Raw genomic sequence first — 13,255 nt, 5'->3', positions numbered from 1 at the left:
CGTTCAGATTTCTGAAAACAACTACATGATAGAAACTTCTTATCACTTTTGTAGGAGGTCACGATTATGAAAAAGCGCATAAAAGTAGCTTCAATCTTTATGTTAGCTGGCATCTTAGCTGCCTGCGGTTCGAACGAAACCGATACGACTGTACCGAAAAAAGAGCAGTCGACAGAAACGAAATCAGCGGATGCTGGAATCGCTGCAACGACATTGATAGATGAATTGACGATCTACAGCTCGATCAAAGCAGAACTCGACAAAGCGAAAGACGGACAAGCAATGGATTGGAAGATGGTCAAGACGAGTTATGAAGCAAAACTAAAAGGTGGTGTCAAAACGGTAGCACCAGAAATCGACCAAGTCATTCAATCCGCTTTAATAGATGTTGAAGCGAAGAATCTCGATCAGAACATCGCACGTCAACTCGTCGATAAAGGTCTACAATCCTATTTCTATCAATTACAAAAGGCAACTCAAGCAAAAGCTGAAGAAGCACTCGTTGCGGGTAAACCGGAAGCTGCAACAGAAGCACTCAAAGATGTCGAAGCAATGGCAAAGACCGTTTTCATCCCGACAGCGAAAAAGTGCGACGTAAGCTACGATTTCAAAAATGAAGACGCGATTGCTCAAGCAATTACTTCTGGTCTATCTGCTCAGCAAGAAGCCATTGATACTAAAAAAATCGGTGACTTCAATGTCGCGAAACAAGTGACGGATAAATCGATTTATCGTTCGTTCTACTTGGCTGCACTCAATTATGCTCAAAAAATCGAGGATGGTGTCAAAAGCGGGACGGACGAAAAAGAATTACAGGTAGGGCAAGCAGAAGGATATGCTTCCCTCCTTGCAATTGAAAAATCTTTAGCGGATGGCGAGGAAGAGACTGTCAAAATACTAAAAGAACGTTATGACTTCTCGAAGACAAAGCCAGCTGACGTTTCTTACAAAGAAATCGAAGGATTATTCGCACAAGCGTTGACGGAAAAAGTCGACGAATCTTATGAAGAAACACAAGAAGCAATCGAGAAGAAAGACATCGATACAGCACGGGCAAAAGCAATGGAAGCTAACCTGTTCATCGTTGCGATGAAACCCACGCTTGAAAACCGTCTCGGTAAAGAAAAAGTAGCGCAAATCACTAAAGATGCGAACGAATGGTTCGCGCTCGTTGAAAAAGGTGACGTCAAGGCCAAAATGATAGGTGAACGGATTACGGACGCACTCAAACCATTTAACTAAGCAAAAATGTTATGAAAACGGAGTGCTAAGGTGAACCTCTTCATGTCTACACCAAGCTTCCGCTTTACGAGTGATGTCCGATACGAATCAGAAGACGCGCAAGCGATTTGTATCAACTAACGATGCCATGATGGCATGACTATAAAAACCATGTCGATTCCCGAATGACACTGTGGAGATCGACATGGTTTTTTCATTGCTGTATATCGTAATGACGTTCCATATAATCAAAGGTACCGCCACTAATTTCAATCGTCCGGACCGGTTTAAAGCCAAGACGGCGATACAGTCGTTGCGCTCCAACGTTCGTTTGATCAGCGTTTAACGTAAACGCTTGTAGTCCCTGTTTCTCGCCTACTTCCGCTGCTGCCTGCAACAGTTCCGTACCAATTCCTTTTCCACCATGACGCGCATCCACTGATAAGGTATCCAGGTAATAGACCGGTCCTTCCGTCTCGACGTCGATCTGGACGTCTTGACCTGTCCACTGTTTCAATTGTTCTTTAATTGGTTCGTCGAGTTGTTTCGCCTCTGTTCCGGCATAAGCGATCACGATGCCCGCTACTTCGTCCTTGATGATTTTCACGAGGATGTTCTCATGACTGAGCCGGTTTCCGGTTTGGGAAACGAAATAAGCGAGCCTTTCTAGAACCTCTTCTTTTTCTGTCGTTCCCGTCAATGTCTCAGCAATCTCATGAATCGCTTGCTCAATCAACGGGGCAATCTGTTGTGCTTCAGAAGCATGTGCTTGTCGAATCATCTAATCGTTCTCCTTTGAACTTATTTTCTAATTAATGAACCTGAAAAATCGGACTCGACGATGTCGAATCCGATACATAATTTTTTTAGATATTCTCCGTTTTACTGCGTCACTCTCTTTACGACAGGTGCCGGTACGATGATAGGCTCCCGTGTCATGACAGCAACAACACGACCGGCGATCGCTACGGCCAGTAATGTGTATAACGTCAAGCTAAGTGGCAGATAAACAAGTGAAATCACTAACACGATGGCGTCGAGTCCGAACAAAATCGTCCCGATCGATAGACCTGTCAGTTTACTGAGCCCCATCGACAGTAGATCGTCTCCACCTGTCGCTGCTCCACTTTTCAAAACAAGTCCGAGACCATATCCGGTCACGATTCCGCTAGCGATCGCTGCGATAAGTGTCGCTGGCCAAGCCTGTTCTGGAAAGTGGAACAAATCGAGTCGGTGCCACATCTCGTAAAAGAGTGATAACGCACCTGCTGAAAGTAACGCTTCGCTGACGAAACGTTTTCCTTTGAAGTACAAAGCGCCAATGAAAAATGGAATATCGAACACGATCATCGAGATCGAAGGATTGATATCAAAAAAGTATCGACCGAGCAACGATAATCCGATAAAGCCGCCTTCTGCTAATCCGAACTGTTCATTCAATGTGTAGTAACCGAACGCCATGATCAGCGTCCCGGTTAAGATGGTTGCGATTCGTTTCATGTTTTATTGTCCTCTCCCATTTACATCGTGGGAGAGGTTTTATACGTTCCGTTTGGGTATTCATCTATTTTCGCTCTCCCTGATTTTTATAAGCCATTACCGTCTTGTTCGTCTTGACCGGTACTGCTAAAAATCAGGTAAGCTGAATAGATGATTGGTCCTCTCGGTATCCATCGGTTTCCACCCCTTCATTAAAAATCTATTTTCATTATAACCCGAATTTCAGTAACTAAAACAGTTTTACGCATTCTTCACATAATCCAAACACTTTTGCTCACTCATTCACAATTTAGACAAGATTATGCTCAATGTTGAACAAACTACTTGAAAGTGAACTTGTGAAGGATTACACTAAGTATATCAAATGAATGTGATTTACATCACAAACAAAACACAAAGGAGACTTTACCCATGAAAGTAGCAGTCATCGGATGTACACACGCAGGAACAGCAGCAGTCAAAGAACTCGCTTCACAACAAGATGTCGAGATCACCGTTTATGAGCGGAATGACAATGTATCGTTTCTCTCTTGTGGGATCGCACTTCACGTCGGTGGTGTCGTCAAGCACGCGGAATCGCTATTTTACTCGTCACCAAGTGAACTTGCTGAGCTCGGAGCCGAGATGCGTCTGAAACATGATGTACTTGAAATCGATAGTGAACGTCAGACGATCGTTGCGAAAAACCTCATGACTGGTGAAGTCGTTCACGATACGTACGATAAACTCATCATGACGACTGGATCTTGGCCAATCATTCCAATGCTTCCTGGTATTGAGTTGAACCAAATCGAGCTCTGTAAAAACTATCACCACGCTCAAACAATCATCGAAAAAGCATCAGATGCAGAGCGGATCACGGTCGTTGGTGCAGGCTATATCGGTGCTGAACTCGTCGAAGCGTTTGAAGCCTACGGAAAAGATGTTACGTTCATCGACAGTGCAGATCGCATTCTCAACAAATACCTCGACCGCTCGTTCACTGACGTCATTGAACGCGAATTAACAGATCGCGGCATTCGTCTTGAACTTGGACAAACCGTCCAAAGCTTCAAAGGAGAAAACGGTGCTGTCACACACGTCGTTACAGATAAAGGCACATTTGAAACGGATCTCGTCATTCTCTGTGTCGGTTTCCGCCCAAGCACGGAACTCTTAAAAGGACAAGTCGATATGTTACCGAACGGTGCCATCATCGTTGACGATTATATGCGGACGAGCAACCCGAACATTTTTGCTGCTGGTGACAGCTGTGCCGTCTATTACAACCCAGCTCGGACACATGCCTATATTCCACTCGCAACGAATGCTGTCCGGATGGGTACGCTCATCGGAAAAAACTTACTCGCGCCAAAGATTCGTTACCAAGGAACACAAGGCACATCTGGTCTTCGCTTATATGATTTGAACATCGCGTCGACTGGTTTGACAGAAGAAGCGGCACCCTTGTTCGGACTTGAAGTGAGCAGCACGACAGTTACAGATGCGTATCGTCCAGAGTTCATGCCAACAGCAGAAGACGTCCAATTGAAGCTCGTCTTCGAGACGGCAACACATCGTGTCGTCGGTGCACAAATCATCTCAAAAGTTGATTTGACACAGGCAATGAACACACTTTCTGTCGCGATTCAAAATGACATGACACTTGAAGAGCTCGCTTTCGTCGATTTCTTCTTCCAACCGCACTACAACAAACCGTGGAACTTACTAAACCAAGCAGCTCTACAAGCAATGAGCGAGCGCCAATCAGCTCGTGTCTAAATTTATTGCAAGATAGATTAAGTGCAATTTTTCTCTATTATGAGGAGAAAGATTGCACTTTTTGTTCATTTCGAACCGTTTTCTATAAAAGAACACGTCATGCAGTTTGCGATTTGAATGCGTAATCAATGACTGAACGTTACAGTCACCTCTTCATTTTTCCGTTTCAATCTGATAAAGATGCTGCCAGTCCTGATACGACATCGTTCCGTTCATCGTCTCCATATCAAAGCGTAACGGTGCGATCAATTCGAGTGAATTACCATCTGGATCCTCGAAGTAGATTGCTGCGTGCGCATGTGGATGATTATCGAGAACGAGCGGTTGATTTGCTCCTGCTACACCGAAGGCTGATCGAACTTCAATCCCTCTCTCCTTTAACCAGTCCTGTGCTTTGTCGATATTTTCATGCTCCATCCGAAACGCAACATGGCGAATCGACGGATGATACGGTAACTCAGCTTGACCTGCTTTCCATAGCCCCAACCAACTCTTACCGTGCTCGATCCAAAAGAAAGCGACGCGTTCATTTCGGAACGCACATTCAAGACCTAACTCTTCGTAAAAGACAATCGATCGTTCGAGCTCTTTGACCGGTAAATGAGCTTCATACAGTCCAGCAATCATCTTCTTCACACTCCTCTTTTTCGAGTGTAAACCATCAATTTCCAAATTTACTACCATCAAAAACGTTTAATCCGACCTGTTGAGGGAACATACAACCTATATCAAAACCAACTTTCAGGGGGAATGTTTACATGGCTGCATCGAAAAATCCGTTAACACAATACTTCAATGACGATTTCCCAAAACAATATCAGGACGCTCCAGCGGTTCAAGCAAAAATGGAACCTGTTCCCGATTGTGGAGAAGAAAGTTATAAAGGTTCTGGCAAATTGATCGGCAAAAAAGCACTGATTACGGGTGGCGACTCCGGCATCGGCCGAGCAGCAGCAATCGCCTACGCACGTGAAGGGGCTGATATCGTCCTTAACTACTTACCGGAAGAACAACAGGATGCTGAAGAGGTCAAAGCACTCGTTGAAGCAGCGGGACAAAAAGCATATCTCTTACCTGGTGATTTAAGTGATGAAGCGTTCTGTGGACAACTCGTCAAAGAAGCACATGAATCACTCGGTGGACTCGACATTTTGGCACTTGTCGCGGGTAAACAACAAGCTGTCGAAAACATTCTCGACCTTTCGACGGAGCAATTACGCAAGACATACGAAATCAACGTCTTCTCCCTCTTCTGGGTCGTCAAGGCAGCCTTGCCACTCTTAAAGGAAGGCGCTTCGATTATCACGACGACATCTGTCCAAGGATATAATCCAAGCGCGAATCTCTTGGATTACGCTTCGACGAAGTTTGCCATCAACGGTTTCACGCGTGGACTCGCTAAACAAGTCGCGCCAAAAGGAATCCGTGTCAACTCCGTCGCACCTGGTCCGATTTGGACACCGCTTCAAATCTCGGGTGGTCAGCCAAGCGAGAACATTCCAGAGTTCGGGCAGGAAACACCACTGAAACGAAGTGGTCAACCGGTCGAACTGTCTGATGTCTATGTCTTCCTTGCTTCAGACGCTGCAAGCTATGTCACAGCGCAAATCTATGGTGTCACAGGTGGAATCGAGTTAGCATAAGGATCGAATCTCGACAGGGTAGCTTCGGCTATCCTGTTTTCGCGTGTCTTAACGGGATATCAGTTGCATCACCCGGTGCCATTTAGTCTAATGAAAGTAATAACGATGAAGGAGTGAATCAGATGACTGAAAAAGAAAAGATGATTAAAGGGGAACTCTATTTAGCACAAGATCCGGAACTCGTTGCCGACCGCATCCGGGCACAATCGCTCTGCTATGAGTTTAATCAATTGAGTGTCCATGATCGTGCCAAGCGAAAGATGCTTTTGCAACAATTATTTCAGACGGAGCAAGCCGACTTTTACATCGAACCGACCTTTAAATGTGATTATGGCTACAACATTACGTTAGGGGCTCGTTTTTATGCCAACTATGACTGTGTCTTGCTCGATATTTGTCCGATTACGATCGGCGACAACTGCATGTTTGCTCCAGGAGTACATATCTATACCGCGACCCATCCACTCGATCCTGTCGAGCGCAATAGCGGTTATGAATTAGGAAAACCGGTCGTCATCGGGAACAATGTCTGGATCGGTGGACGCGCGGTCATCAATCCCGGTGTGACGATCGGAGATAATGCAGTTATTGCCTCAGGTAGTGTCGTCGTCAAGGATGTCCCGGCAAACAGCGTCGTTGGTGGAAATCCAGCTCGGATCATCAAGACGATCTAATTCTCATCAAATTCTAATCTGTTCCTCAGCTTCCTTTCACGTGGTCTGGTTATTCTATGTATAAGAACAACAGCCACTACTTAAGGGAGGACATCATCATGACTGAAAAACGAACAGATAAAGGAAATAAACGTTTCAAAAAAGGAATCGCTACACTTGCCGTAACGGGTACAGTCTTAACAGGAGCTGGTGCGTTCCTACTCTTCACAGGCCCAGGACACTCTCTCGTCAACTCGACGGTCACCACTTCACAGCAGGCAGAGCAAAAAGTCGAAGCTGCTTCGCGCCAAGTCGAGCAAAAGCTTCCTGCTTCAATGCGTGACGATCAAGAAATCGAAGGCAAATTGCAGAAACTATCAGATCGTTCGATGACGATCGACGTTAACGGTGACGCTCAGACGTATGACTTTGCTTCGTCAGTAGAACGTGAAGCCGTGCAAAAAGAGGATTGGGTCAAAATCGATCTGAATGCGAATCAGCAAATCACGGAACTTGAGCGAGAAGATCCAGATGATCGCAATGACCGAGAGGACGATGGCAATCGCTCAAATGATTCATCGGACGATGCGAATGAACGATACGGTATCCTTCGTGCCCTATCACAAAGTGAATTGACACTCGAACAAGATGGACAAGAGACGATCTACGCGATGGCGGATCGTGCGGAACTTGACGCTGCGAAATCTGGGGATACCGTAAAAATCGAATTGAATGCAGATGGTCAAGTCCGTGAGCTTGATCGGGAAGATGATGACGAAAATCGTAATGATGTACGCGATGAAGACGGTGACGATGCACGGGAGCAAGAAATCCGCGGTACACTCTCTAAAGTAACGAATCAAGAAATCATCATCGAACAGAATGGTGCCCAAAAATCGTACTCTCGTGCATCAAACATGGAACAAGATGATGACGTCCGAGTTGGTAGTTCCGTCAAACTTGAGTTGAACGCATCAGACGAAGTGACAGAAATCGATGAATGATCATTAAAGGAGGATGTTTATGTCAACCACCATCTTAATCGTTGAGGACGACGCGAAAATCGCACGGCTCCTTGAACTCGAACTCCAATATGCCGGGTACGCGACACGAGTCGCCCCCAACGGAAAAGATGGTCTCGTTGCCGCTGAGCATTCGGTTGATCTCGTCTTACTCGACGTGATGATGCCGGAGCTGAGCGGCTTCGAGGTGTTGCGCAGGCTCCGTGGAAAAGGTATTCACGTCCCCGTCATTATGCTAACAGCACGTGGAGAAGTGTACGATAAAGTCGCGGGACTCGATCTTGGTGCGAATGATTATGTGACGAAACCGTTCGAGATGGAGGAACTCCTTGCTCGGATCCGAGCGTTATTACGCACTCCGACTTCAACTAATAACGCACCGCGCACGTTACAATTCGCCGATCTTGTACTCAATCTTGATCGACATGAAGCATTTCGCAATGAAGGGCGACTCGATTTGACACCACGTGAGTTCGAACTTCTGACATATTTACTAGAAAACAAGGAACATGTCCTGACACGTGAACAAATCCTAAATCGCGTCTGGGGGTACGATTACTTCGGCGAGACGAACATCGTCGACGTCTACATCCGTTATCTTCGCAAAAAAGTCGATGCCCACCCTCCAGCTTTGATTCAGACCGTTCGTGGGGTTGGTTATGTGCTACGGGAGGCGATCCCATGAAGCTTCGAACGAAGCTTGCTTTATCCGTCACCGCCTTTACGACACTCTTGTTATTCCTTTCGTTCATCGTCGTGACACTCGTCGTCCAAAATCATTTAATTGAATCGCGTTATACCCAACTGGAACAGGCAGAGGAATTGATGGAAGATGATTCATCGGTCCGGACATTGCTGACGCTTCATGAGGATGCTGTCGTCTTATCGAACGAAAATGGACGCTGGGTCATCTCAAACGATGAAGATGGCGACGACTCCTCTACTGTTAACGGAGACGTACAAGCAAATGACCTCCCCGGTATCCCGCGTTCGAACGAACCTTTTAAGTCTGGCGATTGGTTCGGCATCGTCTATCAGGATCAAGCCTATCTGTTCGAAGATGAGAGCGTCGATGATACGGTCTCGACACTTGTTTTGACCTTCACCATCGTGTTGGTCGTTGGAATCGTCATCGCGTTCATCAGTAGCTTCTGGATTGCGTATCAGACGCTCCGCCCGCTCAGGCAACTAAATGATACGATGCAACGGATCTCGTCTTCTGGAACGCTTGAGACCGTGCAGACCGAACGTGATGATGAGATCGGTCGCCTCGGTCGCGTCTTCAATCAGATGATTGGGCGTGTCGATCAAACGATGGAACAACAACGGCAGTTCGTCGCCGATGTCTCGCATGAGATGAAGACACCCTTGACCGTCATTGAGGGATACACTCAATTATTGAAACGCTGGGGCAAAACGAAGCCCGACGTACTCGATGAATCGATTGAACATATCTTGCAGGAAACACATGCGATGCGGACGACCTTGATTGAGCCTATGCTCGAATTGTCTCGTCTCGGTTACGAGGAAACGTCTGTCGAAGTGATTGACTTAGCAGAGCTTGGAAGCGAACTCGCTGATCGGATGTATCACGCGACAGGGACGATCATTCCTGTTGATGCCTCCGGAACGATTCGGGCAAATCGCGAAGCGGTGTTACGTATCTTGACGATCTATATCGATAATGTCCTGAAGTATGCTACTTCACCAGAATTGCACCTGCGCAAAGAACGTCTGGCTGTCCTTGATCGGGGAACGTCTTTAACGGACGAAGAACGCGCTCGGTTATTCGACCGGTTTTACCGACTTGATGCAGCACGCGATCGTTCAGGAAGTGGACTCGGATTGTCGATTGCTGCTGCACTTGCGACGACACATCATTTTAAGGTCGGTAGTGAAGCCCGTCAACCAGATGGCAGTTGTTTCTATTTAATCCCCGAGCAGTCTGAATGAAACTTTTTCTACAATTGTGTCGTACACTTAAGGAAGAACGTCACATGATGAAAGAAGGAACTTCACGATGGCTAAAAAACGTTGGGGTGGACTTGCTGTTGCCGGCGCCTTTCTCTTGACGAAAGGAAAGGTCATCCTTGCCTTATTGAAATTTTCAAAGTTCGGAGGCACTCTGATTTCGTTCGGAATCTCTCTTCTCTTTTACGCTCAAATATTCGGTGTTTGGTTCGGGGTCGGATTGCTTTATCTCCTATTCATTCATGAGATGGGACATCTACTCGCCGCTAAACGACTCGGTTTTAAGACCGGTCCTGCGATTTTCGTACCGTTCATGGGAGCCGTCATCGGCATCAAGGATACATTTCGAACGCCAAAACAAGAAGCGATTCTCGCGTACGGTGGACCACTCGCGGGTCTCGTATCCCTGATTCCGCTTGCGATCGGATATGCTGTGACCGGAAATGACTTCTGGCTCGTCATCTTCCACCTCGGGGCTCTATTGAATCTCTTCAACCTACTTCCCGTCAGTCCACTTGACGGCGGACGGATTCTTGCGGGACTTCCGATCATCGTCTGGGTCGCGGGACTTGCTGCCTTGATTGCCTACGGTATCACCCACTTTAGTCTGATTTTGCTCTTGATTGCCTTTTTAGGCGGCAGTGCCGTTTGGAAACGGTATAAGTTCGCGAAACAATATGAGGCGAACCGGTCGACCTTAATGTTGTATCGTGCTGCACGCGAACGCGTCTTACGGGCAAAGGCGGAGCAGGAACGTGCAAACGCTGAAGTCGCTCTTGCACCGGAAGTGGAGGAAGAACAAACGGTCGAAAGTACGTACGATCCGATTGCTTGGTCGCTTCGTCTCGATTTACAAGATTTGCGACAAGCGAGTCCAGAAGAGGCACGTCAGGAAGCGGACGATCTGTTACGGTATCAATATGATGCTGCGAACGACTACGATGCGTTGTTGCGACGAATCGATCAGCGGATTGAACCACTTCGTCTTGCTGAAGAGTCTGTTCAGTATCATCAGATGCCGAAAAAACAACAAACGATCACGCTCCTCGCTTATTTGGCGCTCGGTGCTATTTTATTCGTTGCTTTCGAATATTCGAAAGGTTACCTGCCTACACCATCTTAAATCGAGATCCATCGGATGCGCTTCATGGCGCATCCTTTTTTCATAGAACGAACACATTGACTAGAGTGATTTCTTGCATCTCGTTAAAGAAGCGACTACTCTGAGTAAAACCCTACTTACCACTTGTCTAAAATAGGAGGTTCTCCTTCCATGAATAAAAACACTGCCCGTTTGGGTGAAGCACCTGTCAATCAGCTTTTACTTAGTCTCTCTTTACCAGCGATGGTCGGGATGCTCGTCACGGCACTCTACAATATCATCGATACGATTTTCGTCGCTCAAGGAATCGGTACGGCTGCCGTGGCCGCCGTCGGAATCGCTTTCCCCGTCCAGCTCGTATTAATGGCAATCGCCAACTCGATCGGGATTGGTGGTGCTGCAATTGCGTCACAACGACTCGGTCAAAAACAAATAGATGGTTCCAGTCGTGCTTATGCCAACGTCTTGATGGCTGTTTTCTTCATCAGTATGCTCGCTATCATCAGTGCTTTCATCTTCGTCGAACCGTTGCTACGTCTCTTTGGAGCGACGGATGAGATCATGCCGTACAGTATCGATTTCTTACGCGTCCTCTTGATCGGATCTCCTTTCTTCATGTTGACGATGGCGTCGAGTGCAATGTTACGCGCAGAAGGACGCGCGAACTATCAGATGCGCGTCATGCTGACGACGGTTGCCATCAACATCGTCCTGACACCGCTGTTCATCTTTGGTCTTGATTGGGGCATCCAAGGTGCTGCACTCGGGACAGTAGTTGCGCAAATCGTCGGTGCTGCACTTGTTTTCCGATTCTTCTTTACGAAACGTCGGCAAACGGGGTTAACACTCGATCGGAATGCTTTCAAACCTGATTTCCGATTAACGTTCCGGATGATGCAAATTGGATCATCATCGTTCATCATGCAAGTCTCCCAATCGATTTTGTTCATCACCGTCAACCATATGCTCGTCCGGTACGGTGGTACGACAGAACTAGCTACGTTTGCGGTCATCAATAAGTTCATGGCGCTCGTCGGTATGCCGATCATGGGGATCGTGCAAGGGATGCAACCGATCGTCGGATATAATTTCGGATCCCGGCAGTTTAGCCGGATGTCGCTTGCCATCAAGTTGGCAATCCGCTACGGTTTATCGTTATCGATCAGCTTGTGGTTACTCATTCAACTGTTCCCTCGTTTTTGGGTCGGCTTGTTCACAGAAGAGGCGACACTTCTACAGGAAGGCTCGAGTGCGATGCGCATCTTATTCGCCTTATCGTTCGTCTACGGAATTCAAATGATTGTCAACGGAATGTACCAATCGCTTGCAAAAGCAAAAGTCGCTTTATTCTTGTCTTTGTCGCGCCAAACGTTATACACGATTCCACTCGTCTTGATATTGCCAGTGTTCTTCGGTGTCAATGGTGTCTGGGTCGCTTTTCCGATCGCTGATGCAATGGCTGTTTTGACGGCGCTTGTCTTCGCCTATAAAGATCGCGTTCTGTTATTTAAACCGGAAGAGTACGTCGCAGAGGAACAAAAAGTCGCTACCGCGAAGTGACTGGAATGGATCTAAGATCGTCTGCTTTGCAGATGGTCTTTTTTGATGGACTTCCAGAATACGAACATGTATTCTGTTACTAGTGAATGACAGAAAGGAGCCTGCTGCATGTATACATTAGCGATTGACTTTGAAACGGCAAATCGGAATAGCCGAAGCATTTGTGCGTTTGGTTGGTCCGTTCTCGCGAACGGTCGTGTCACGGAGAGTAAACAGGTCTTAATCAACCCAGAAGAGAACTTCGATGCTGGAAACATCCGGGTCCATGGAATTCGTCCGAGTGATGTCTTTGATGCACCGACGTTACCTGAAGCAATGGAAGCCCATGGCTTATACGATTTGATTTCAGGCGCTCAACTGATCGTTGCTCACAATGCATCATTTGATATGGGGGCACTCCAAAAAGCGATTCAAAAATACGATATGTACCAGATGCCCGCTTTCACCTACGGCTGCACGGTCAAATTATCCCGCAAATTGTATCCTTGGTTGCCGAACCATCGATTGAATACGATGGCAGAGTTTCTCAACGTCTCTTTCCAGCACCATGATGCAAAAGAAGATGCCTACGTCTGTGCGTTACTCTTAAACGATATGTTGGAACGGACGAATCTACAGGATCCGGTCACCTTGCATACGTTTTGTGGCGTTCGGATGGGACAGGTTGCCTATTAATAAACAAAAAAATTGTAGATAACAGGGATGACTCCAAAAAATTACGCGTCTTTTCACGCCCTTTCCTCAGGCGAGACACAAGCCCGTTTTCCTGCTTCATTCGAGCAGGAAAACGGGTCTTGTTTGTCTCTGACAGCGCAAAATTGC

13 protein-coding genes are annotated in these 13,255 nt (G+C 46.8%); 10 read left to right on the top strand and 3 right to left on the bottom strand.

Translation table 11 applies throughout. From position 1 onward, the window contains the following. The first annotated feature begins 66 nt into the window (after positions 1-66). Positions 67-1,242 (top strand): hypothetical protein, encoded by a 1,176-nt coding sequence (locus tag B3M90_RS01080; protein ID WP_290782240.1) that lies wholly within the window; start codon positions 67-69, stop codon positions 1,240-1,242. Positions 1,243-1,435: 193 nt separating this feature from the next. Here B3M90_RS01080 and B3M90_RS01075 read toward each other — a convergent pair whose 3' ends face one another. After that, positions 1,436-2,002, bottom strand: coding sequence for a GNAT family N-acetyltransferase (locus B3M90_RS01075; protein ID WP_290782238.1), 567 nt, complete (start codon positions 2,000-2,002; stop codon positions 1,436-1,438). 101 nt (positions 2,003-2,103) lie between these two features. Continuing rightward, positions 2,104-2,721: a YitT family protein gene (locus tag B3M90_RS01070; RefSeq protein WP_214856638.1), complete on the bottom strand. Its 618-nt coding sequence runs from the start codon at positions 2,719-2,721 to the stop codon at positions 2,104-2,106. 411 nt (positions 2,722-3,132) lie between these two features. Here B3M90_RS01070 and B3M90_RS01065 point away from each other — a divergent pair, with 411 nt between their 5' ends. Next, positions 3,133-4,482: an FAD-dependent oxidoreductase gene (locus B3M90_RS01065; protein ID WP_214856639.1), complete on the top strand. Its 1,350-nt coding sequence runs from the start codon at positions 3,133-3,135 to the stop codon at positions 4,480-4,482. A 153-nt stretch (positions 4,483-4,635) separates the two neighbouring features. Here B3M90_RS01065 and B3M90_RS01060 read toward each other — a convergent pair whose 3' ends face one another. Then, the gene (locus B3M90_RS01060) at positions 4,636-5,109 is read right to left on the bottom strand and encodes a VOC family protein (RefSeq protein WP_035412154.1); all 474 of its coding nucleotides are present in this window, start codon (positions 5,107-5,109) and stop codon (positions 4,636-4,638) included. Positions 5,110-5,240: 131 nt separating this feature from the next. Between B3M90_RS01060 and B3M90_RS01055 the strand changes: the two genes are divergently transcribed. The 8 genes from B3M90_RS01055 to B3M90_RS01020 all read left to right on the top strand — a co-directional run bounded on the left by B3M90_RS01055 (position 5,241) and on the right by B3M90_RS01020 (position 13,108). Next, a complete protein-coding gene (locus tag B3M90_RS01055) occupies positions 5,241-6,125 on the top strand; it encodes an SDR family oxidoreductase (RefSeq protein ID WP_214856640.1) in 885 nt (294 codons plus the stop codon). A 122-nt stretch (positions 6,126-6,247) separates the two neighbouring features. Further along, positions 6,248-6,799 (top strand): maltose acetyltransferase domain-containing protein, encoded by a 552-nt coding sequence (locus B3M90_RS01050; RefSeq protein ID WP_214856642.1) that lies wholly within the window; start codon positions 6,248-6,250, stop codon positions 6,797-6,799. Positions 6,800-6,897: 98 nt separating this feature from the next. After that, a complete protein-coding gene (locus B3M90_RS01045; protein ID WP_290782236.1) occupies positions 6,898-7,782 on the top strand; it encodes a hypothetical protein in 885 nt (294 codons plus the stop codon). A gap of 19 nt (positions 7,783-7,801) precedes the next feature. Further along, positions 7,802-8,485 carry a response regulator transcription factor gene (locus B3M90_RS01040; RefSeq protein WP_290782233.1) on the top strand — a complete coding sequence of 228 codons (684 nt, stop codon included), beginning with the start codon at positions 7,802-7,804 and terminating at the stop codon, positions 8,483-8,485. Beyond that, positions 8,482-9,753, top strand: a complete 1,272-nt coding sequence (locus B3M90_RS01035) for a HAMP domain-containing sensor histidine kinase (protein ID WP_290782231.1) — start codon at positions 8,482-8,484, stop codon at positions 9,751-9,753. Before B3M90_RS01040 ends, B3M90_RS01035 begins: the two co-directional genes overlap by 4 nt. A gap of 67 nt (positions 9,754-9,820) precedes the next feature. Continuing rightward, on the top strand, positions 9,821-10,894 hold the full coding sequence (locus B3M90_RS01030; RefSeq protein ID WP_214856645.1) for a site-2 protease family protein: 1,074 nt from the start codon (positions 9,821-9,823) through the stop codon (positions 10,892-10,894). Between the two features lie 150 nt (positions 10,895-11,044). Beyond that, the gene (locus B3M90_RS01025) at positions 11,045-12,433 is read left to right on the top strand and encodes an MATE family efflux transporter (RefSeq protein WP_290782228.1); all 1,389 of its coding nucleotides are present in this window, start codon (positions 11,045-11,047) and stop codon (positions 12,431-12,433) included. Positions 12,434-12,541: 108 nt separating this feature from the next. After that, positions 12,542-13,108, top strand: coding sequence for a 3'-5' exonuclease (locus B3M90_RS01020; RefSeq protein ID WP_290782226.1), 567 nt, complete (start codon positions 12,542-12,544; stop codon positions 13,106-13,108). Positions 13,109-13,255: the final 147 nt, after the last annotated feature.

The organism is Exiguobacterium sp. UBA6309 (assembly GCF_002439205.1).
Lineage (GTDB): Bacteria > Bacillota > Bacilli > Exiguobacteriales > Exiguobacteriaceae > Exiguobacterium_A.
This window is presented reverse-complemented; position numbering and strand designations above follow the sequence as displayed.

Excerpts from the sequence above, each read along its gene's own strand:
- B3M90_RS01080 (WP_290782240.1), top strand. The coding sequence starts at position 67 with ATGAAAAAGCGCATAAAAGTAGCTTCAATCTTTATGTTAGCTGGCATC.
- B3M90_RS01075 (WP_290782238.1), bottom strand. The coding sequence starts at position 2,002 with ATGATTCGACAAGCACATGCTTCTGAAGCACAACAGATTGCCCCGTTG.
- B3M90_RS01070 (WP_214856638.1), bottom strand. The coding sequence starts at position 2,721 with ATGAAACGAATCGCAACCATCTTAACCGGGACGCTGATCATGGCGTTC.
- B3M90_RS01065 (WP_214856639.1), top strand. The coding sequence starts at position 3,133 with ATGAAAGTAGCAGTCATCGGATGTACACACGCAGGAACAGCAGCAGTC.
- B3M90_RS01060 (WP_035412154.1), bottom strand. The coding sequence starts at position 5,109 with ATGATTGCTGGACTGTATGAAGCTCATTTACCGGTCAAAGAGCTCGAA.
- B3M90_RS01055 (WP_214856640.1), top strand. The coding sequence starts at position 5,241 with ATGGCTGCATCGAAAAATCCGTTAACACAATACTTCAATGACGATTTC.
- B3M90_RS01050 (WP_214856642.1), top strand. The coding sequence starts at position 6,248 with ATGACTGAAAAAGAAAAGATGATTAAAGGGGAACTCTATTTAGCACAA.
- B3M90_RS01045 (WP_290782236.1), top strand. The coding sequence starts at position 6,898 with ATGACTGAAAAACGAACAGATAAAGGAAATAAACGTTTCAAAAAAGGA.
- B3M90_RS01040 (WP_290782233.1), top strand. The coding sequence starts at position 7,802 with ATGTCAACCACCATCTTAATCGTTGAGGACGACGCGAAAATCGCACGG.
- B3M90_RS01035 (WP_290782231.1), top strand. The coding sequence starts at position 8,482 with ATGAAGCTTCGAACGAAGCTTGCTTTATCCGTCACCGCCTTTACGACA.
- B3M90_RS01030 (WP_214856645.1), top strand. The coding sequence starts at position 9,821 with ATGGCTAAAAAACGTTGGGGTGGACTTGCTGTTGCCGGCGCCTTTCTC.
- B3M90_RS01025 (WP_290782228.1), top strand. The coding sequence starts at position 11,045 with ATGAATAAAAACACTGCCCGTTTGGGTGAAGCACCTGTCAATCAGCTT.
- B3M90_RS01020 (WP_290782226.1), top strand. The coding sequence starts at position 12,542 with ATGTATACATTAGCGATTGACTTTGAAACGGCAAATCGGAATAGCCGA.